Origin of the sequence: Verrucomicrobium sp. BvORR106 (assembly GCF_000739655.1) — a bacterium.
In the GTDB taxonomy this organism is placed as follows: Bacteria; Verrucomicrobiota; Verrucomicrobiia; order Verrucomicrobiales; family Verrucomicrobiaceae; genus Verrucomicrobium.
In genome coordinates, this window is sequence record NZ_BATR01000162.1 from 219465 (window position 1) to 238712 (window position 19248).

Consider the following 19248-nt stretch of genomic DNA (forward strand, 5'->3'; position numbering starts at 1 on the left):
TCCGCATCGGAATGCGCCCCTCATCATCGGCCATCACTCCCCATGAACACCTCCCGTCGCGCCCTGCTTGCTCTTGCTGTTTTGCCCGCCTTCGCTGGATGTCGCACGGTGTACTACACCGCCATGGAGAAGGTCGGCTTTGAGAAACGCGATCTCCTCCGCCGGGCCGTGAAGGCCGCCCGCGGTGAACAGCAAGATGCTGGCAAGCAGTACCAGGATGCCCTGCAACAGCTTCAAGCCATCTACGGCCGCAGCGGCAGCAATCTGGAGAAGGCCTACGACAAGCTCAAAGCCGAGTACGAATCCTGCGCAGCAGATACGAAGGCCGTGCAAGGCCGCATCAAGGAAATGGATCGGGTGGCCTCCGACCTCTTCCGCGAATGGGAGGGAGAAATCCGCCAGATGGATGACGCTACGCTTTCAAGCTCCAGCCGGGACAAGCTGGCCCAGACGAGGACGAACTTTGCCAACGTCTCCAGCGCCCTCCATCGCTCCTATGAGGCCATGCCTCCGGTGCTCAAGAAGCTGCAGGACCACGTCCTCTATTTGAAGCACAACCTCAATGCCGAGGCACTGGGCTCACTGCGTGGACGCGCCCAGGAGATTGAGGGGGACATTCAGATGCTCCTCACCCGCATGAACTCTGCGATCGCCGAGGCAGACGGCTTTGTGAAGACGCTGAAATAACCTAGAAGCCTCCCGCCGCGACGATCAGCAGCCACTTGGCAACAGTTTTTCCACAACTCATTTGAGAAGAACTACAACTGCTGCACCACACGAAGTGACTGGGCCATGTCCATCATCTCTTTCACCTCCGGCTGACTCTCGTTGTCAAAGAACAGGGTCAGCTGCACCAGTATTTGATGGTCAAACCAAATCTGGCCCACGCGCAGCAGCAGGTACTGGTGGTCCGCCCGATCTTTCCCCACCAGGTCCTTGTCTGTGAACTGGGCATAGCCTGACAAATACGGTGAGGGCAATCCCAGTGATTTGACGTCGGCCTTGCCCTCCACGGATTGAGGCAGCACCGCGTCAAAACTGCGGTTGAGCATCTCCAGCTTCGCAGCATCTCCTTTCACTGGCTTGGGCAGCACCATGAATGTGAGCAGCAGGGCAGCCTTGCGCGGCGGCGGAGCCAGAAGCCGGACGTGATACCCCTCTGCCCCCTGCACCTTCTCAGCCACCGTCCAATCTTTGGCCGTGTTGAGCTTGATCTTCCCGATCGTTTCCCAATCAAACTCCTCCGCTGCCAGCTTTCCCGAGAAAAGCAGGAGACTTATTGACAGTAAAAGCACTGACAAACATGCCGAGGTCCTGAGTATCATTTTCTGAGAAGTCGGGGTGATTTCAAACCACGTCTTAAGTGCGGCTTTGCGGAACGGTGCTGTCTGCCAGATCTGCACAAGAGAACGCATCCATCATCCGGTTTGGGAGCCACGCTGGCAAGCCAGAATTTCTCGACAGCAGCCCATGATGAGCGATGCTTCCCCGTGCCCCAGCTCACCCCCAGAGACCTGCGTGTACTTATGGAGGCCACGAGGCTGCTCCACAGTCATGGCCAAGGTCCGCTGCATGAGCGGTTGTTCACCGCCATGCGGATGGTGTTTGTGGATTGCATGTTCGCCTTTCAAATCTACGGCAGGGACGGCTCGCATTTCATGCAGGCAGACATCCCCTTTCCCGAAGCCCAGCGCGACCATCTTTACGAACGATCCGGGGAACTGGCCAAGCTGGAGAACCCCATCTACCCTCTCCTCATTGCAGGTGAAACAGATCCGGTGCGCTTGAGCGATCTCATGTCCCTGCGCGGACTGCGCAAAACGGATCTCTATCAGGAGGTGATGACCACCGTCTCCATCACCCGGCAGCTGGCCATCGGCGTGCAGGGGCAGTCCTGCTTGGGAGCACTCACGATCAACCGGGGTGGGCGGGATTTCACGCCCGAGGAGCAGGCGCTTGCCGGCATGTTGGGGCCGCACATCGCCACCGCCTTTGAGACCGATCTCCTGATCAATTCCCTGAAGCCCCCGAAACAGAAGGTGCAGACCACCGACTTCAGCGCGCTGCGGCGTCTAGGCCTGACCCGACGGGAGGCAGAAGTGATGTTGTGGCTCATGGAGGGCAAGCGCGACGGGGAAATCGCCATCATCCTCAATGCCAGCATCCGCACCGTCAGCCATCACGTCGGGGTCATCCTGGGCAAGTTACGGGTGGAAACCCGCACTGCAGCTGTCGCCGCGGCGCTGAAACTCATGGGCGACTGATCGCCAGCCTCACCTCTCCATTTCGCCCGACATTTGCTGGAGCGCACGGCGATCACCGATCCCTCAAGCATACCTCCACCGGCCCAAGAGCAGGCTGAGTCCTAGGACCAATTGCACCCATTTGTACGAGCGCGGAAAACGTTCCACCGGCTCTTGCGTACATATCGCGTGCCTCATGGAATCGACCTGGATCATCCTCGCCATCTCTCTCATCGTGATCAGCTGCTGGCTGATCAGCAATTGTCTAAAATCCACCCGCATTCATGCCTACATCACAGATCGTGGCGGAAAAGTGGTGAGCTGCAAGTGGCATGGGAGGAACCGGGCAGAATCCGGCCCCCTGAGCCGGGCCCACTACCGGGTGCGGTATGTGGATGCAGGAGGCAGGCTTCATGAGGCGGCCTGCCGCACTGGCACCTTCTCTGACGTGTACTTCATGCATGACGAGATCGTTGGAGCCCACGGTCTGCCAGCCCAGTTTGTCACCTACACGAATCCGGATTCCATCGAGGATCATCCAGACGGCACTCCCCACCCCACCTCCAAGGTCCAGATCGCCGAGCTGGAACGCGAGGTCCGCCGCCTGCGCAAGCGTCTGAAGGAGGAGGACCAGAGTCCACCACCTGAAAGTTGACCCCTTCCGAACAGGCCGTTTCTCCGACTGTTCCATTTACCTTCCGCGGAAAAAAAGATAAGCTGCCAGTGTCAGCCTCCATCCGGAGGCTGCCTTCCTTCCGCCATGAAGCGTTTCCTTGCCCCATTCATCATCATCCTGGCAGGCCTGGGGGTATTTTGGTACTTTTCCCGCGATACCAACCCGGCCTCTCTCAACAAGGATGTGAATCTGGGAGACACGATGCAATTCACCGGCACGGTGTCCCTGAGAAGCCGCCCCTTCACCGGAGACCTGGTGCTGCCCGAGGGCGTCTTTGGCAGCCAGCCCGCCTTTGCCGGATATTCCTTCCGGGATGCCACCCGCACCCTGCACCAGTACGACATCTTCCTGTATCGTCGTGGGGAATCACAAGGCCCCGGTTTTGCGGGAGCACTGGCCAAGGCCGCTTCCTCGAACCCGCCAGGAGCGCCGCAAACGGGCTGGACCACCGATTCCGCCGGACGCAGAGTTTGTTTCCTCCCCCTTCCGGACTCGCCCTTCCGCTATGCCCCAGGGAAGAAAGTCACTCATCGCGCCCTCCTCTTTGAGCACCGTGCAGCCTCCGTGGATGTCCTGGTGATTGAGACCGTGGTAAAGACGGACCAGGTCGGACACGTCGTGACCCTGCCCGGTGCCAGCCCTCCGGAAAAACTGCCGGAGCCTCAAGTACGACTGGAGGACGCTGCCTCTGCTATCGAAGGCATCGTCACGCCTTCATAGCGGATCCGGCCACTCCCCTACCATCGGCGTTTGCTGAATCCAACATGTGCCACGCCCGCGAATCATGGGCGTATGTCACGCTGCGCGCCCCGTTTGGTCCTGGCACTTTCCACCGTCCTGCTGGGGCTGACCACCGCGGCATGCTCCACCGCACGGTCCACGCCGCCCATGAAGCAAGCCTCCACACACTCAGATCGTCCCGCCACCGTAAGCAAGGTGGATCTCCCCCGCTACATGGGTGAGTGGCGCGTCATTGCCCATGTGCCCTATTTCCTGGAAAAAGGGAAGGTGGATACGGCGGACATTTACCGGTTGCGACCCGATGGCCAGATCGACAATATTTTTCAGTTCCGTAAGCAGCAGATGGACGCACCACTACAGCAGTGGAAGGCGCGAGCCTGGGTGGTGAACCCGGAATCCAATGCAGAATGGAAACTCCAGTTCATCTGGCCGCTCACCACCACCTATCTCGTCGTGGATCTTGACCCCGAGTATCAATGGTCCGTCGTCACCATTCCGAGCCGCAAGCTGATCTGGATCCTGGCCCGGGAAAGGTCACTGCCACCCGCCACCTACCAGGCCATTGTCGCACGGCTCAAAGCGAGCGGATTCGATACTTCAAAGCTCGCCCTCGTACCACAAGGGCCCGGCTGAACGACTGGCAAAGACTCCAGCCATCTCAGCGCCACGCATGCCCCATGAGCGCCACGGCCGGGAAAAGCACCCCCGCCGTCAGGACGACCACATGCATCCAGTAACGCACCGGTTCTGACTTGCGGAAGTAGAGCCCTGTATTGGTATCCAGCCGACCTGTGAGCAATCCGCACACAAGGGGAACTGCAAATGCCCCTGACACGCCGACAACCAAGGAGGCGGTGCTCAGCGCCATCGGCGGCAGAAAAAAAGTCCGGTACCAGCAGGCGAAGAGGGCAGGCGTCATGCAACAGCACCACCACGCCAGAAATCGCCCCCTGGAGCAGGCTCTCATGTCTGACCGCCAGTCACATCCGCATCGCAGGATGCGTTCTCTAGGATTCAGATGGCTGAGATGGTTGTCGTCGAGCAGCTTTCGCATCGCTTGGATTCGGGAACTGTTTCGGGGAGTCGGGGGCGATCTTGTCGGAAGCCGGGCCGACACACCAGATCTTTCTTTTGTCTGGAACTGTCCTGAAAAAGTTTGCTTCGTGAAATTTCGACTTCCGGTCTTCCCCTAATTCCGCTCAAGCATTGACAACCCTCCCGCCTCTTGAGCATGGTGGAGCCCCGCCCCCTCTCCATGCGCCCTGAATTCCGCTTCCTCCGCCCTTCAATCCTCGCCGCCTGCGCCGCGTTGGCCACTTTCTCGGTCTCGACCCGCGCTCCCGGCCAGCTGTCCGAGCCCAAGCAGCCCCCGACCCCGTTTCAAATCGGTGCCGCCAAACCGGTTCAGACGCCCCCTCAACTGGACGTGGTGTATGGCGAAACTGCGGATGGTCAAAAACTGCTGCTGGATCTCTACCAGCCCCCCGTGGCCCCTCCCAAAGCGGGGTCTGCTGCAACCCCCAAACTCCGCCCGGCGGTCTTGATGGTGCACGGAGGCGGATGGGCAGGTGGGAACAAGAAGGAGTTTCGGAATCTAGCCTTGCTCATGGCCCAACTCGGCTACGTGACAGTTCCCGTCAGCTACCGCCTCACCACGAACGCGGCCAACACCTGGCCCGCCCAGCTTGACGATGTGCAGCTGGCCGTTCGCTGGCTCCGCAACCATGCCTCACAGTATGGTATTGATCCCAAGCGTATCGGCGCCGTGGGTGTGTCAGCTGGAGGTCAGCTCGTAGCTAGTCTGGGCCTGCGGGAAACACGCGATCCCGCCACCGCCAAATATGCCGATCAGTCTAGCCGCGTCGCCTGTGTGGTGGACGTCAGCGGGCCGACCGATCTGGCGGATGACTTCAGCAGCAAGGTGAAGCAGGGAGGTGCCGTCAATGACCACCTCAAAGGGCTCTTCGGTGGCCCTGTCGCGGAGAAGTCCAGCCTGGTGAGCGATGCTTCCCCCCTGAGCCATGTGGATGCCAAAGCCTCATCCTTCCTGATCATCCACGGCACCAAAGATGATATCGTACCCTTCGACCACGCCCAGCGTCTCCATGAAGCCCTGACAAAAAACGGCACTCCCACGAAGTTGCTCGCCTTGGAAAACGAGGGACATGCCTTTCAGAGCCGTGAAAACCAAAAGCGGTTCATGCAGGAGACCATCGTGTTCTTCAATCAGAACCTGATGCCCTAGGCGCGGCCGACTGCCGGGGCCGAACTTTGCCCCCGAAGATTCCTACATTCCTACAGCTCCGACTCCTGCACGGCAGCGGCACCTACCGTCAGGTTTCCACGCGTGTAATAGACTTCTCCACCCGTCCATTGGGAGCTGTATCCATCGGACCCAAAGGCCGCTCCCGCCCCCACACTCCCATGGATTTCCCCGCGCTCTTTCTCAGGCGGGGCTCCAATGGTGTAGCTCCCCTCGTCTTTGAACGTGTTGCTGCTGGCACAGCTGGACAGCAGCAGCGCCGGTCCAGCGCAGGCAAGCCAGACTGCCAGATAAAAAACGGGCCGCACCGTGGACGGGAGTTTCATACAATCCAACCCTAGAGGGGAATGACTGGGTGACAAGGGCTAAGCTGAGCCTCCGTGCGGGCTCACTGGACCGTCCCGGTGTACACCCCCACGCTTCCTCCTGCGGACGCTTTCTTACTCTTCTTCTCTGGCGCGGCTTTCCCCGTCGTGGTGTAAGAGCCTTCATCTTTGACTTTGCTGGAACTGGCGCACGAAGCCAGGGCACCGATCAAAAGTCCGGCACTGAGAACAGAGGCAAACAGCGGACGAAGCAGGGAGACGAGTTCCATTTTTTTGTAGTGAGAGGTTCGTTAATGGCCACCACATGAGATCCCAGTCCTGGCGTCCCGTTCAAAATTACCTTGGTCGCAGCCGGAGACACGCGCCGCCAGCCCATCGACCGTATTCCCTCCACGAGATCATCCAAACAGAATCCTGCCGCAGGTCCTTCCGCCATGCCCACCTCATCCATCCTGGAAACTGCCCTCAGCGTCTCGGATCTTGAACGGTCACGAGAGTTCTACTCCCGGCTGTTCAGCTATCCCGTCCTTGCCTCCGATGAGAGGCTGTGCGCCTTCGATGTTCAAGGCCGACAGGTCCTCCTGCTTTTCCTCAAGGGCAGTGATCCGGAAGGGACCACCATGCCCTTCGGCGGGCACATCCCCGCCCATGGTTCCTCGGGTCGATCTCACGTTGGCTTTGCCATCCCTACGGAGACGCTTGATGAATGGCGTGAACACCTTCACCACCTCAGCATCACGGTGGAAAGCGAGTTCACCTGGCCGCGTGGTGGTACCAGCCTCTATTTCCGTGATCCCGACGGACATCTGCTTGAGCTTCTTTCACCAGGCGTGTGGCCCACTTACTAAGTTCGCATCGTCGACGGCTTCATAGTTGAGATAAAATTTCAGTCGGAAATTTTATCCCGTGCGATTCACATCTTGCCTTCTCACTCTCCTCGCCTAATGAGTTCTTATTCAACAGGCCACAAAGATTAACAAGGTTCATCCATGAGTCTCAATTTTGCCCCCATTCGCTTGGTTATTCTCGTCGTTTGCATCCTGGTCTTCTACTATGGAGGTGCCTTCTCGCTTCCTGCTAATGCAGAGTGGATTCGCACAGCCATCGTCTTCGGCCTGGGCACGATCGCTGTCTCTGTCATTGACCATCGCATTGGTCTCATGGAGCCAGTCAATATTCGCTGGATCTACATCATTCTTGGAGTCGTACTCATGTCCGTTTCCTTGTGGTGGATCCAGCAGATGAAAGCCGCAGTCGAGGCGTCTTGACCGGCCTGTTCCGAACATTTTGGTTGCATCCGTCAACCGGATGCACCAACCAGATGGGCAAATGGTCACCCGTTACAACACTTTCCAGATTCTCGCAGGCATTGGTAGTTCTTTCGGCAGCTTGATTGGCTATGGAGCCGCGTGGTTGTTCTTTCGCTACATGCCAGCCTTCGTGGCCCATGGGTTTGGCATTCAGTTTCCAGCGCTGGCGTTTGACGCTCTGGCTCTCTTGATTTTGAGCGTCGTCACTTATTCAGGTTATCGCCAGTGGAAGAAGCGCGGCGGCTTCTATAGCTATCACGAGTCCAGTCTCTACCACGACTTGGGTGAAGACACTGCTGGCGCACTGGTGGTGGACTACTACGCGCATCGCGTGACCGGGCCCGCTTACGTCCTGAGTCAATTGTTCCTCGCCGGCCACTTGCTCGCGCTCAGAGCCATGACCCACTTTCGCAATCTCATCCCCACGCAGGCCGGTCTCGACGAACGCTTGGGAACCGTGCTGAACCGCCTTCGTAACATCAACAAGTGGCAGGGTCTACCCGATCATCCAGACGTGCGGCAGGAGATCCTGCTCCTGGCCAAGATGGAGCTGATTGATTTCAGCGTTGCCAAAGGCAACCCGCGGTTCAAGGCAGAACCAGAGAGCTCTTAGAACCTGTTTGGATAAAAACGCTGGGGGCGTACAGGTTCTTAGTTCTCCCATCTCATTTTCTACGCATGAGCTTCACCTTTGCTCCGCTCCGCTTGTTGATCCTGCTGGTCTGTCTTGGTGCCTTCTACGCTTTTGGAGGTTTTGACGTCCCCATCCCACCAGAAGAAGGGTATCATGTCCCGGCCAAGGTCAAGCAAGCGTGGTTGCGGTGTGTGCTTATGTTTGTGGTCGGAGCTGTCAGCGTCTCTTTGGTGGACCATCATGTGGGTCTGTTTGAACCCACCAATCTGCGAATCATCTACGTCATCATCGGCCTAGTCCTCATGATCGGAGCAGGTCTTTGGCTGAATGCGCTCAAGACCGCCGTGGCTGGCGGCGGCTGAGCGATCAATTCGCACACGAGGTGCTGCACAAGACCTCAGTCGTCACTTGCCTTCGCCCTTCAGGAAGGCCAGCAGGTCCGCCATCTGTTCTTTGCTGATTCCGCCTTCCAATCCGACAGGCATGAGGGAGGCATCGAGGCTCTTCATCTTGCTGATCGTACCGCGAGGCACCACCTCAGTGATCCCGCCCGCCATCTTGACCGTCACGGCGTCGGCTGATTCTGCAGCGATCAGTCCCGAGACCATGCGTCCTTCCCGGGTATCAATCTGATAAGCGCTCCAGCGGGCTTCCACCATCCGGTTGGGATCCAGGATATCACTGAGCAGCGCCTCCTTCTCCTTTAGCTTTACGTCCGTGATATCTGGGCCCACGTCCATACCCTCCCCCTTCACCTTGTGGCAGACCATGCAGATCGTCATGAAGACCACTTTACCTTTCGCAGCATCACCCTGCATGGAGAGGCAGTCTTTATAGCTTGCGATCACTGCCGCACGGTCTTCGCTCGGCCGGCCGAACAACTTCTCTGCGAGCTCACGCAATGGCTTGCTGGAGGTGTGCAAGTAACGCCAGCGGGTTTCAGCATCCACAAGACCTTTGGAGATCTCACCGCGCTCAATGCGCTCAAAGAATCCCTGCACCGTCTTCCCGTTGCCCGTGAGCATGGCCACCACCTCGCGCTTGGCCGCGGGCCCCAGTGTGGGCAGCAATTCGTAGAGCAAGGAAGATGTCTTGTCGGCACCATACTTCTTGAGCAAAGGCAGGGCCGCCGCACGCACCGCTTCCGGCTGCCCATCCGCCAGCAACATCCGGAGCACGGGTTCAGCCTTGTCCCATGATCTCTGGGCCAGCAACGGCAACACCGCCAGGCGCTGTTCCACTGGCGCAGCGCCATCCGCCATCACGCGGTCCACTTCAGAGAGAAGCGCATTGATTTCCTTCGCGGCGGCTTGATACGGAGCAGGTGCCTTGGCAGCCAGTTCCGCGAGAGTCCCGACTCCCAACTTCTTGCCCGACTTGGGCAAGCCTTCCGAAAGCCCCTGCAGAACCGCCGGCTTCCACCAGAGCAACTTGCCGGGTTCTTTGTTGAGGACCGCAAGCGATGCTGCAAAATCATCCGCCTGCGCGTCTGCCGCCGATGCCGAAGCGAGTGCTCGGATGAACTCGGCGCTTTCCACCGAGTATGATGCCGCCAGCGGTCCCCTCAGCACCTCGGAAAGGACCTTTCCAGCTTCCCCCTTGGATTCCGCCAGAACGGCACGGTTGATCCAGACGTCTCCTGCAAACCGGCCTGCATCAGCGGCTCGTGCTCCAAAGCTCTGCCCGCCGGTCAGGATCTGCATGAAGGCTGCCCGGGCATCTGTTTCAACCCGATTCATGGCTGCTGGTGACAGCGTGACTTCATCAACCATCGGCACGATGAAGGCGGACGACACCTCTTGCAGCCGGGGACTGGCCTTGGCGTCCACCTGCAAGGTCTTCTGCATAGCCCCACCACTACCATCCGACGCAGGCACGCCCATGCCATGGTCACGCGATGACAGCGACACCTCGTTCATGGCCAGAACGTGCAGACGGAACAACTCGGTCGGCTTCTGCTTGGCCACCGCCTCCCAAAAGCCCTTCAGCTCCTCCGTTTTCTTTTCAAGCAGCACCCGCTGCGCCGTCTCCCGCTGCCAGGCATTTTCATGCCCCAGCCACGCCACCAGTCCTGCAACGTCAGTCGGAGCAGCGGCAATTTTGCGAAGCTTGCCTTTGCCCCCCTTGGGCACCACCCGCCAGATACGGCCTTCGTTCTCTCCCTGCCTCATGTCATGCGTCTTCGCGAACTCCTCCGGGAAGAACCGTGCGTGGTCGATGTAGCGACGGTAGATGTCGCACACATACATCGCACCGTCCGGCCCGGTCGTCACATTGACCGGCCGGCACCATTCGTCCCGGCTCCGGAAGAACTCCGTGTGCTCCCCCACCCGCGTGGCTTTGAAGCTGGCTCCTTTGGGTTCAGGATGATAACGCACCATCAACTGACCGGTCGGATCCGGCACAAAGATCTCGCCTCTCAATTCCGGCATCAGATCGCCGCGATACACCCCCAGGCCGCAGGCGGCGGTATGGGTCCCCGCATGCGCATCCGCCGTGGTGTGAGACAGCATCAGCGGGTACACCCGCGTCTCCGCTCCGAAAGGCCCCACATCCTCCGCACCACTTGAGATGCCCGCATTGGGATTGCGCATCACCGCTTCATAGGGCATGACCGCAAACATCACTGGATTCCGGTTAGAGCAGAAGAAATGACGTCCCCAGTCGTCAAAGGAAGCACCAAACTGCCCGTAGCCAGATGCTGGTTTGAGCCGGCCCGTCACCGGATTCCACTTCAAATTGGTCCGGGTGAAGTTCAGCTTGCTCTCAGGAGACTCGGCCGGGTAGATCTCCTTCGTGTCCAGTCCATTGTTAAAGTACAAGTGTCCATCCAACCCCCAGCGGGGGGAGGAAACTTGCAACTGGGAGTGGTTGGGGTTGAACCCCTCGACCAGCGGCTTGCGCTCATCTGCCACGCCGTCGCCATTGGTGTCCCTGAGGAAAAGGATCTGCGTGCGGGTGGTTGCGATAAGCCCGTCTTTGCAAGGGGCGAGCCCCTGCACATGGTCCACCTCAGCAGCGAAAGTCACAGCCCTGTCGTACTTGCCGTCCTGATCATCATCATAGAGGCATTGGATCCGGGACAAAGGCGGCTTCCCCGGACCTGCGCCCAAGGGATAGTCGATCATATCCGCCACAAACATCCGTCCCTGGGCATCCCAGCAAACTTCCACAGGATCTTTCACGAGAGGCTCAGCCGCAACCAACTCCACTTCGTAAGCGCCATCCAGCTCAATGGATTTACGAGTCTCCTCAGGGGACCAGGCGCTCTCCCGGCTCTTCCTCACCGGAACATTGGTGCCGCCCGATGCCGATGCCGGATTCCATGTTTCCTTGAACTTGCCCAGGGGATGAAGTTCAAAGCGCCGCACCAGCATCTCCGCCCCTTCCGTCTGCAGACAGATTCGCCCCTCCGCCGGCTTGCACTCCAGCGCCTCATTCACCTCCACGCCGTTCACATAGTAGGTCAGCTTGTCCCCTTGGGCGACCACCTCCATCCGGGTCCATTCGTGGAACTTCGACTGCACATCGTTCTTCCCATAGAATCCCGCCTTGTCCGCCCAGTCAGGATCACGCTTCGCCCAATTCAGCCGCTTTGGCTTGCCATCGGCCCCCATGGGCAGCTTCTCCGCACCGCGCTGCCACACCAGCTCCCCATCGCGATCTTTGACGAACTCGCCGGTCATCGTGGTTGGCACCAGCGTGCCATCCTCGGCCTTGCCCGGAAGCACCAGGATATCTCCCGTGCCCCCTTCAATGATCTGAGCCTCAATGCTGGCCAGCCAGGTGCCGCCCACCGAACCTTCAGGCCCGTGCCCGTGCACCAGCACTCCGTTGTCACGGGCCTTGTTTTCTCTCGAACCCATGGTCGGCCCCGGGAACTTGTACTCGATCACCAGGTGATAGTCCTTGTAGTCCGCCTTGGTGGCCAGATAACCAAAGCCGCGGCCGCTGATCTTGAGCTGCCCTTCGTCACCGAACGTCCAGATCTGCTCCGGGGAGTCCTTGAGCGTCTGCTTCTGGCTGACAAAATACGTCACCCCTCCTGACTTGATGGACTGCAGGAGATCCACTTTGGCCGTCGGCACCTCCGCACCGTGAAGCAACGGACTCATGGTGGTCAGGGCGATGAAGTACGCGGCAGGAATACGACGAAAGGTCATGGCGGCAGGAATACGCATCAGGCGACAAGAGTATTACTATTTCCATCACAAAGTGCCCGCCGACTTTCAGCACCGCAAGCCAATTAAGCCCCCAATCCCTCTATTTACAAGGAACTGGGCATTTTCATATCAGTGTCACCACCTCCGTCCCCGCTGCGAGATTGTCACCCAACATGATCTTTTTGTAACACCCACGCCATAACCCACCTTCTTCCTTTCCAGACGCTATGCATTGCCTCGTCTTGGACGTATGATGAATGCGGATCTCTACCCAGCCCTTGCACATTTTCTATTCCGATGCGCGCCTGCTTTCTCCCGTTGCTCGTTATCGGCGTTATCGGCAGGCTGACCACTCCCCTCTCCCTCCAAGCTCGGGTCCAGGGTGATTTCCCCTCTGATGTCGCGTTTCTGCTGGACCAGTTCGAAGCGCATGCTGCCCCACTGCTCACCGCCAAGAAGATCGACCGGAAGGCCGTGCGCACCGAGTTCATTGCGGCGGCTCCCACCGCGACATCAGACCATTATCAATACCAATTGGTGTCCCGCCTTGTCAGTCGGCTCCAAGATGGCCACGCTGGCATCACTCAATCCACGATCAAGCCAGACGACCTTTCAAAAGGGCAGGCGTTACACCGGCCCCAGAGTGCACCTCGTGGTGAGCAACGACACCGTGCTGATATGGGCTGCGTTCAAGGATGCGGAACAGGCAGGGCTCAAACCAGGGCAGCGGGTGAACCGCATTGACGGAAAGCCTGCGCTCGATTGGCTCAAGCAACAATCCGAGGCATTGCAAGAACGTGGGTTCAGCTTCTCAACGCCCCATCAAGCACTCTACGCCGCGTGTCATTGGGGTCTGGCGGACTGGGAAGGAATCGAGATCACCTTCGAAGTCACTACCGCTGCCAGCGAGGAACCGACGATCAAACGCCAACGCAACGGCGGCCCGAATTTCGCGCCTATTGTGCCCATCTTCCCGCCAGAAAATCTACAGACGGTGGGACGCCAGAGCTATGGGCAATCCGCAGACGGCTACTGCTACATTCACCTCCGGGACATCCCAGGCAATCTCCCTCAGCAACTCGATCAGATCCTGAAATGAAAGCCCTCGGCGACATCCCTGGCCTGATTCTGGACATGCGCGCCTATGGCGGCGGTGGCAGTGATCACGAAGCCGTGCTCGGGCATTTCCTTGCCAAAGGCCAATCACTCGGTCAGCACCGTGGGGTTTCCGAGCCTCCCTTCACCGGCCCCCTGGTGGTCATCGTGGATGCCGGCGCGCGTTCCGCAGGCGAGACCATCGCCGGCATGTTCAAAGAAGACGGCCGCGCCTACATGATCGGAGACACTCCTACACCCGGCACCTCCTCCCAAAAGCAAGCCATCACCACCCCAAGCGGGAAGTTCACCATCCGCTTCTCCGTCCGGAGCAACATGCAACGTTTCAACAACGGCCGCGGCATCGAAGGCATTGGTGTATTACCCCCATGAATTCGCCTCTGTCTCAGCCATCGATCTGCTAAAACGAGAAGATACCCTGATCAAACGCGCTGGGTCGCTGCTCAACCAGGGACTTCCCAAAGACGTGGTCAACGACCTGCCACAGCAACCTTCATCTCTCAAAGGCACTCTGATCAAGGTGTCGTCACCGTCAATTTCATGAATCGCCGTCCTCCACTACTAGTCGGAACTTTGAACTCGTGCACATCACCGACGCCTGAGTCCAACACCGGTGTCCAGGAATTGGCGGAAAGGTCCGGGCTGGCTACGGCACCATACGTAACCCCGGTCACTCCTGCGGGAGCCGTAAACCGGATCACCAAATACTCCCCTTCCAAGAAAGGCTGAGGCGTCTGGCCCGCACTGTTCTGCTTGGGATGGAGACCAAACGCGTACTCCAGGACATTAGGCAAACCGTCCCCATCGAAGTCAAAGAGGTCTGCCGCGCTGCCTGAGTTAGCAGTTGTGCTGAAATGAGTCTGCCGCCACCCTTGTTGAGCCGAGAGCCCGCTGCCTGTCAACTGTATGATAAACGGGTTTTCGTCCGAATCATTACTTTCGATATGCAACTCTGCCGAAGAGGCACCTGTATATTGTGCAGTAAATGAAACCGTGAAGCTGGCAGAAGATTCAGCTTCAAGTGTAGCAGGCGATTGACTGGTCACAGCAAACCCCAAAGCACTATCCCCATGAATGGCGACCCCGTTGATCGTCAATGTGCCGCCGCTGGTGTTGCGCAGAGTAAACTGCCTCGCGTTTGGCACACCTATGACAGAGTTGCCAAAACTTACAGTGTCCACATTGGAAACCAAATCCTTCGTTACCGGCTGCTCCAGCACCAATTCCGGGAGTGTTGAGTTGAAAGCAATTCTTGTTTCGAGCAAGCTCGCACAGGTGTTGTATCGTCCGCTCGCAACCCGGGCTCTCCCCCTCAACAGACCTGACTCTGGCATCGTCACACCATTGAGCTCCCACCCCTCACTCGTCCGGGCGCCCGTGCCGAGCCGGGTCCATGTGCCGCCTCCATCTGTTGACGTGTCAAAGGTGACCCACTGGGCTTCCGGAGCGCTTCCGCCTCTTCGCCAACGTACCGATCCAAGATTAGGACGACTCAGAACATCCACTGCCGCGTCATTGTGCAGTACCACGATCTTGTTCCGCGGGAGCGTGTTCACCTTGCTGAATAACCCTGTCACCAGGATCTTCCCCGAGGGTAGCAGCGTTGCGCCGGACACCTTAGAGTCGAAACCCAAACCCAGTCCAAAAGCAACATCGACACTTCCCGTTGAGGCCGTACGTACGAGCGAGTTTTCGATGTATGTGCCATCACTACCTACGAACATGCCTTGGTGGTGCAGAATCCCGCCGTCAGCTTGCAACCCGACCAAGCCCTCCTGATTATCAAGCAGACCGAACTCTGCATCGACTGCGCCGTTTGCCTGGAGTCTGACAACTCGGGAAAAGGAGTCGATAGGCGCAACAAGTATCTTGCCATCCGGTGCGACCTGCATCCCTCCCACGAGCGACGTAACACCACTGTTGAAACTCACATCCAGTGCGCCTGTTGAGCTGAGGCGGGCGATGTAGCTGCGCGTCACAGATGGAGTCGGGAAACGTCGAGTGTAGCCAAATCCCCCACCAATCAAGATAGAACCGGTCGGCTCCACTAAAATGCTGAGCATTTGACCAGAGAATGTTGCAAACGACGGGGTAGTATTAAATCTGAATGCTCCGTCCAGCGAACCATCAGGCATCAACCGAATCAGCTTGCCCGAACTACTTGTACTATTTGCAACCAGGATTTTTCCATCAGGCTGCAATGCAATACAATCAACTCCCTGGAGCACTATTGGCTCCGGGGGGAAGGCTGAATCGAGACCCCCGTCAGGCATCAATCGCACAATCCCGGCTTGGTTGACCCCGTTGTAAGTGGTAAAATAGCCAGCCACCAGGATTTCACCGTCTTCTTGGACGGCGATAGAACTAATCTGTCCATTGCATCCGGTTCCCGAATCAAAAGAGAGATCCAACTCACCAGTTGACAGTACACGAACGAGACGATTCGTGCCGCTCCCTTCAAAAGAGCCGCCAATCAACATCTTCCCATCAGGCTGAATCGCGACTGCATTGGCTTCATAGACTACAGAACCTTGAAAACTCCAGGAAGAATCCGGCACTCCTGGACCAACGCGCATCAACACCAAGTCATTACCCGTACCGCCTTGGTAACTCGCCTGAAACAAGAGTCGCGCCCCGTTCCATGACGCTTGGATATAGCCACCTTCTGGAAGATTGGCAAAAAAACCATCTATCTGACTGCCCGAGGTGTTGTTCACCAAGGTGAGGATTGACGCCTTGGCAGGAGAATACCCCAACTCCAGACTGCCAATTTCTTTTCCAGTAGGTGAATAACCTTCCGCCACCAATGGTGTCGATGAGACACTGGAGAAGACTGCTGCCGGCACCGTGTCCACCGACTCACCGAAAAGCGCTACCTCGAAAATAGACTCATCCCCGTCGTTGCTGGCTATTCTTAACGTCGCAGTTCGCGCTCCCACACCGGTGGCTGTAAACCTCACAACGATTGCATCGTTGCTTCCAACCCGATGCTTGTCCCTTGGGGATTGAACCAGTTCAAAGGAAGAAGCATCTGGCCCAACAATATTTGCACTAACATTCTCCAGCGCTGCGCCTCCTTCATTGGTCAATGTCAATATCCTGGAGATTGCTGCTGTTGAGGGAAGCGTTCCAAAATGGACCTGACCCGATCCGGCGATAAGCGGGCGCCCCACTGGCTGCTGTAAGGCAATTTCGGGCGATGCCTCTCCCAGTTCAAGGATCTCTTCCTGCGTCGCGCCGCCAACGTAAGCACGGGCTCTCATCGCCCCGTTTGCCCATGGCAAATTGCCAGTCCACTCCCAACCGTCAGTACCTTTGGCCCCTCGCCCCAGAAACTGAACCTCGCCGGTCGGAGACAAGTACTCAAACTCAGTCCACGATGCCTCCTCCAAGGATCCTGTCCGTTGCCAGAAGAGGCGGGCGGTCTCCATTGTGAATACAGAAACTGCATCTTCACGCTGAAGACGCTCCACACCCCGAGAAAAAAATCCTCCAACAATCAGTCTTCCATCGGGTTGTGAAGAAAGACAGGACACCTGCCAATCTAACGAGGCAACAAACGTAGAATCCAGAACTCCGGTCGATGATAGTCTGGCAATATTATTGCAGGCGTTCCCGTTCAATATCGAGAACCCTCCCACAACGACTATCTTCCCGTCAGCTTGCAAGGCGAGTGCGTCGACCCCCCCTCCTGACAAATCCACCGACGCAAGGACAGACTCAATAGAACCATCTGCATTCAGGCGAACTAATACCGGTGCCGACTGTGAACTTGAAGAAAATCTCCCTCCGACCACCAGTTTGCCACTAGGCAGTGCCGCAACAGTCCTCACACTGGGATAAGCATAGCCAAAGTCTGTCAGAAAATCCTCATCCACCGCCCCATCGGGAGTCAGCCGTGCGAGCGCATTGCGAGTGACCCCATGAACACTCCTGAAGTTCCCTCCAATCAGAATATGGCCTCCTGCGAGGACTTTCAACACGGTAACCATTCCGTCGGTGGGAACTTCTACGATAAAAGTGGCATCTTCTTGTCCATCTGGATTCAATCGAATCACATCGTCTCCCCCGCTCCCTGAAGCCCGTCTTGAGATTAGGATCTTGCCATCGTCCTGGATAGCAACGGCCCTGACAGAATTTCCTACCACTGGTCTGAAACCGAGATCGATTGTTCCATCAGGGTGCAATCTCACCAGACCAGGTTGATTATGGCCGTCGAACTTTTGAAAATGGCCGCCAACAATTATTCGACCATCCCTTTGAACGGCGATCACTGCGGTCGCATGATCGAAGCCTGCTCCAGCGTCAAAACCAAGGTCTAGATCGCCATCGGGCAGCAATCTTGCCAGGTAAGACCGCCTCCACCCATCAATGGTCGTGAACCCGCCGCCGATCAAAATTTTGCCATCAGGTTGTATAGAAAGACAATTGATACCAAAACGACTTTCTGCATCGGGAGAGAATGTCGGATCGAAGTCCCCAGGGGCGGAGAAGACCGGGAGGCAAAGTACCAATACTGCAAGCAAAGTACCCCAAGCCGACCAGTAACGACACTCTATTGGATAATAGGCTATATTTCCCATTCTAGACGATCATACACAAGTTTTTTTGCAGACAGTTGCACCAACTGCATCGACGTCAATCATCTAAAACATAAGCCACTGTCCAACGCTCGAGCGGCGACCACTTCGCCCATGACGTCCGTCGTTCTGACGACTGCTTCCGCCGTAGCAAGGATCTCATCTTCCGTTCGCACTCACCAACGCTGCGGCCTTCAGATTGACCACTGGAGATCCAGCTTTGCCACCAGTTGGGGATACGCCGATTCCTGATGGAGTCTGCGTGCCAGCATTCGGCGGCACCACATCTCCAACATCCCTCAGCAACTCCTCATCCGCCTTGGGCAGATTCACAAAGTCGCTTTCAGGCACACTCACTGGCTCGCTGCCAATGGCGGCCTTGGCTTTCCCTTTGCTGCGAACTTTCCCAGCCACAGCAGCGGCCGCTTCAGCGCGCTTCTCCTCTTCCGTTTTCGGGCTGATGAGACCGCCTGAGACGATCAACTTCATCGCCTCTTCCACGGTCAGCGGAGCGTCCTCAAGTCGGCTATTTTCTGTGACAATGACCAGACCCGTCATGGGGCTGAGGGCTGCGGGGAGAAGCACCGCGCTCATGCCAGCACCCGTCTTCGGATCGATGTACTGACCGGTCACAAAGCCCAGCATCTTCAGGCCCGGGGAGGGATAGTCCACATACACCACCCGCTTGAAGCTCTTCACGCCGCCAAACCCTTTGAACGAGTCCATGACCTGCTTCATGAACTTGTAAATGAAGGCCACCAGGGGAATGCGCAAAAGGAACTTCTCCAGCGCGGAGACCACCCTGACGCCAAGCACGTTCGTCGCCATGACGCCCAAGGCCACGAGGAACACGATGGGGATCAGGAACCCCAGGAAGTTCATGAACTGCAGCAACCGCGGGTCGTGAGTGTCGATCATCCATGCCACCGGCACGGCCTGATTGTAAATGGCCGCAAAGAACTCCAGCAGCGGAATGCTCACCTGCTTCAGGCTCGCGTAAACGATCTGAAGTATCCAGAAAGTCACCACCAGCGGAGTCACCAACGCCAGTCCGGCCAGGAACTTGTTGCGCACCCAGATGATGGGGTGCCGCAGCGGTGGAGGTGTAGGGTCGGCCATGGTTGGGGTCTTTGGCGGTACGGACAACGATCTGAAACGGAACTCGGACAAAAAGAACGACAGCAGCTATACGGGAC

General features: G+C 57.7%; 19 protein-coding genes. 12 read left to right on the top strand and 7 right to left on the bottom strand.

Going from position 1 to position 19248, the window contains the following annotated elements; translation table 11 throughout:
* The first annotated feature begins 42 nt into the window (after positions 1-42).
* Complete coding sequence (locus BV106_RS28710; RefSeq protein ID WP_038170497.1) at positions 43-687, top strand: DUF2959 family protein; 645 nt, start codon at positions 43-45, stop codon at positions 685-687.
* Between the two features lie 71 nt (positions 688-758).
* Here BV106_RS28710 and BV106_RS28715 read toward each other — a convergent pair whose 3' ends face one another.
* Entirely contained in the window at positions 759-1295 is a 537-nt protein-coding gene (locus BV106_RS28715) for a hypothetical protein (protein ID WP_265596177.1), read from the bottom strand.
* Between the two features lie 195 nt (positions 1296-1490).
* Between BV106_RS28715 and BV106_RS36395 the strand changes: the two genes are divergently transcribed.
* The 4 genes from BV106_RS36395 to BV106_RS28735 all read left to right on the top strand — a co-directional run bounded on the left by BV106_RS36395 (position 1491) and on the right by BV106_RS28735 (position 4293).
* Positions 1491-2264 (top strand): helix-turn-helix transcriptional regulator, encoded by a 774-nt coding sequence (locus tag BV106_RS36395; protein ID WP_265596178.1) that lies wholly within the window; start codon positions 1491-1493, stop codon positions 2262-2264.
* Positions 2265-2439: 175 nt separating this feature from the next.
* The gene (locus BV106_RS28725) at positions 2440-2898 is read left to right on the top strand and encodes a hypothetical protein (RefSeq protein WP_038170504.1); all 459 of its coding nucleotides are present in this window, start codon (positions 2440-2442) and stop codon (positions 2896-2898) included.
* Between the two features lie 105 nt (positions 2899-3003).
* Entirely contained in the window at positions 3004-3639 is a 636-nt protein-coding gene (locus BV106_RS28730; RefSeq protein WP_038170505.1) for a hypothetical protein, read from the top strand.
* A 72-nt stretch (positions 3640-3711) separates the two neighbouring features.
* Positions 3712-4293, top strand: a complete 582-nt coding sequence (locus BV106_RS28735) for a lipocalin family protein (protein ID WP_051946449.1) — start codon at positions 3712-3714, stop codon at positions 4291-4293.
* Between the two features lie 25 nt (positions 4294-4318).
* On the opposite strand, the gene BV106_RS28740 is transcribed toward BV106_RS28735, so the two are convergent.
* Positions 4319-4579 (bottom strand): hypothetical protein, encoded by a 261-nt coding sequence (locus BV106_RS28740; protein WP_038170507.1) that lies wholly within the window; start codon positions 4577-4579, stop codon positions 4319-4321.
* 312 nt (positions 4580-4891) lie between these two features.
* On the opposite strand from BV106_RS28740, the gene BV106_RS36400 reads away from it, so the two are divergent.
* On the top strand, positions 4892-5905 hold the full coding sequence (locus BV106_RS36400) for an alpha/beta hydrolase (RefSeq protein ID WP_051946450.1): 1014 nt from the start codon (positions 4892-4894) through the stop codon (positions 5903-5905).
* 50 nt (positions 5906-5955) lie between these two features.
* Here the strand turns inward: BV106_RS36400 and BV106_RS28750 are convergent, their stop codons facing one another.
* Positions 5956-6249 carry a hypothetical protein gene (locus BV106_RS28750; RefSeq protein ID WP_038170511.1) on the bottom strand — a complete coding sequence of 98 codons (294 nt, stop codon included), beginning with the start codon at positions 6247-6249 and terminating at the stop codon, positions 5956-5958.
* 62 nt (positions 6250-6311) lie between these two features.
* On the bottom strand, positions 6312-6518 hold the full coding sequence (locus BV106_RS28755) for a hypothetical protein (protein ID WP_038170514.1): 207 nt from the start codon (positions 6516-6518) through the stop codon (positions 6312-6314).
* Positions 6519-6683: 165 nt separating this feature from the next.
* Here BV106_RS28755 and BV106_RS28760 point away from each other — a divergent pair, with 165 nt between their 5' ends.
* From BV106_RS28760 to BV106_RS28775, 4 genes are all read left to right on the top strand, one after another.
* Complete coding sequence (locus BV106_RS28760; protein ID WP_038170515.1) at positions 6684-7097, top strand: VOC family protein; 414 nt, start codon at positions 6684-6686, stop codon at positions 7095-7097.
* Positions 7098-7238: 141 nt separating this feature from the next.
* Positions 7239-7517: a hypothetical protein gene (locus BV106_RS28765; RefSeq protein WP_038170517.1), complete on the top strand. Its 279-nt coding sequence runs from the start codon at positions 7239-7241 to the stop codon at positions 7515-7517.
* Positions 7518-7578: 61 nt separating this feature from the next.
* A complete protein-coding gene (locus BV106_RS28770; protein ID WP_265596179.1) occupies positions 7579-8172 on the top strand; it encodes a hypothetical protein in 594 nt (197 codons plus the stop codon).
* Positions 8173-8237: 65 nt separating this feature from the next.
* Positions 8238-8555: a hypothetical protein gene (locus BV106_RS28775; protein WP_038170522.1), complete on the top strand. Its 318-nt coding sequence runs from the start codon at positions 8238-8240 to the stop codon at positions 8553-8555.
* 42 nt (positions 8556-8597) lie between these two features.
* Here BV106_RS28775 and BV106_RS36885 read toward each other — a convergent pair whose 3' ends face one another.
* Complete coding sequence (locus tag BV106_RS36885) at positions 8598-12356, bottom strand: PVC-type heme-binding CxxCH protein (RefSeq protein ID WP_063768012.1); 3759 nt, start codon at positions 12354-12356, stop codon at positions 8598-8600.
* Positions 12357-12903: 547 nt separating this feature from the next.
* On the opposite strand from BV106_RS36885, the gene BV106_RS28785 reads away from it, so the two are divergent.
* Together BV106_RS28785 and BV106_RS28790 are read left to right on the top strand one after the other, a co-directional pair.
* Positions 12904-13455: a hypothetical protein gene (locus tag BV106_RS28785; RefSeq protein ID WP_265596180.1), complete on the top strand. Its 552-nt coding sequence runs from the start codon at positions 12904-12906 to the stop codon at positions 13453-13455.
* The gene (locus BV106_RS28790; RefSeq protein ID WP_038170528.1) at positions 13452-13844 is read left to right on the top strand and encodes a S41 family peptidase; all 393 of its coding nucleotides are present in this window, start codon (positions 13452-13454) and stop codon (positions 13842-13844) included. Before BV106_RS28785 ends, BV106_RS28790 begins: the two co-directional genes overlap by 4 nt.
* A gap of 143 nt (positions 13845-13987) precedes the next feature.
* On the opposite strand, the gene BV106_RS28795 is transcribed toward BV106_RS28790, so the two are convergent.
* A complete protein-coding gene (locus tag BV106_RS28795; protein ID WP_081892397.1) occupies positions 13988-18055 on the bottom strand; it encodes a choice-of-anchor D domain-containing protein in 4068 nt (1355 codons plus the stop codon).
* Between the two features lie 156 nt (positions 18056-18211).
* Complete coding sequence (locus BV106_RS28800) at positions 18212-19171, bottom strand: DUF502 domain-containing protein (protein WP_038170530.1); 960 nt, start codon at positions 19169-19171, stop codon at positions 18212-18214.
* Between the last annotated feature and the right edge of the window lie 77 nt (positions 19172-19248).

Excerpts from the sequence above, each read along its gene's own strand:
- BV106_RS28710 (WP_038170497.1), top strand. The coding sequence starts at position 43 with ATGAACACCTCCCGTCGCGCCCTGCTTGCTCTTGCTGTTTTGCCCGCC.
- BV106_RS28725 (WP_038170504.1), top strand. The coding sequence starts at position 2,440 with ATGGAATCGACCTGGATCATCCTCGCCATCTCTCTCATCGTGATCAGC.
- BV106_RS28730 (WP_038170505.1), top strand. The coding sequence starts at position 3,004 with ATGAAGCGTTTCCTTGCCCCATTCATCATCATCCTGGCAGGCCTGGGG.
- BV106_RS28735 (WP_051946449.1), top strand. The coding sequence starts at position 3,712 with ATGTCACGCTGCGCGCCCCGTTTGGTCCTGGCACTTTCCACCGTCCTG.
- BV106_RS28740 (WP_038170507.1), bottom strand. The coding sequence starts at position 4,579 with ATGACGCCTGCCCTCTTCGCCTGCTGGTACCGGACTTTTTTTCTGCCG.
- BV106_RS36400 (WP_051946450.1), top strand. The coding sequence starts at position 4,892 with ATGGTGGAGCCCCGCCCCCTCTCCATGCGCCCTGAATTCCGCTTCCTC.
- BV106_RS28750 (WP_038170511.1), bottom strand. The coding sequence starts at position 6,249 with ATGAAACTCCCGTCCACGGTGCGGCCCGTTTTTTATCTGGCAGTCTGG.
- BV106_RS28755 (WP_038170514.1), bottom strand. The coding sequence starts at position 6,518 with ATGGAACTCGTCTCCCTGCTTCGTCCGCTGTTTGCCTCTGTTCTCAGT.
- BV106_RS28760 (WP_038170515.1), top strand. The coding sequence starts at position 6,684 with ATGCCCACCTCATCCATCCTGGAAACTGCCCTCAGCGTCTCGGATCTT.
- BV106_RS28765 (WP_038170517.1), top strand. The coding sequence starts at position 7,239 with ATGAGTCTCAATTTTGCCCCCATTCGCTTGGTTATTCTCGTCGTTTGC.
- BV106_RS28770 (WP_265596179.1), top strand. The coding sequence starts at position 7,579 with ATGGTCACCCGTTACAACACTTTCCAGATTCTCGCAGGCATTGGTAGT.
- BV106_RS28775 (WP_038170522.1), top strand. The coding sequence starts at position 8,238 with ATGAGCTTCACCTTTGCTCCGCTCCGCTTGTTGATCCTGCTGGTCTGT.
- BV106_RS36885 (WP_063768012.1), bottom strand. The coding sequence starts at position 12,356 with ATGACCTTTCGTCGTATTCCTGCCGCGTACTTCATCGCCCTGACCACC.
- BV106_RS28790 (WP_038170528.1), top strand. The coding sequence starts at position 13,452 with ATGAAAGCCCTCGGCGACATCCCTGGCCTGATTCTGGACATGCGCGCC.
- BV106_RS28795 (WP_081892397.1), bottom strand. The coding sequence starts at position 18,055 with ATGGGAAATATAGCCTATTATCCAATAGAGTGTCGTTACTGGTCGGCT.
- BV106_RS28800 (WP_038170530.1), bottom strand. The coding sequence starts at position 19,171 with ATGGCCGACCCTACACCTCCACCGCTGCGGCACCCCATCATCTGGGTG.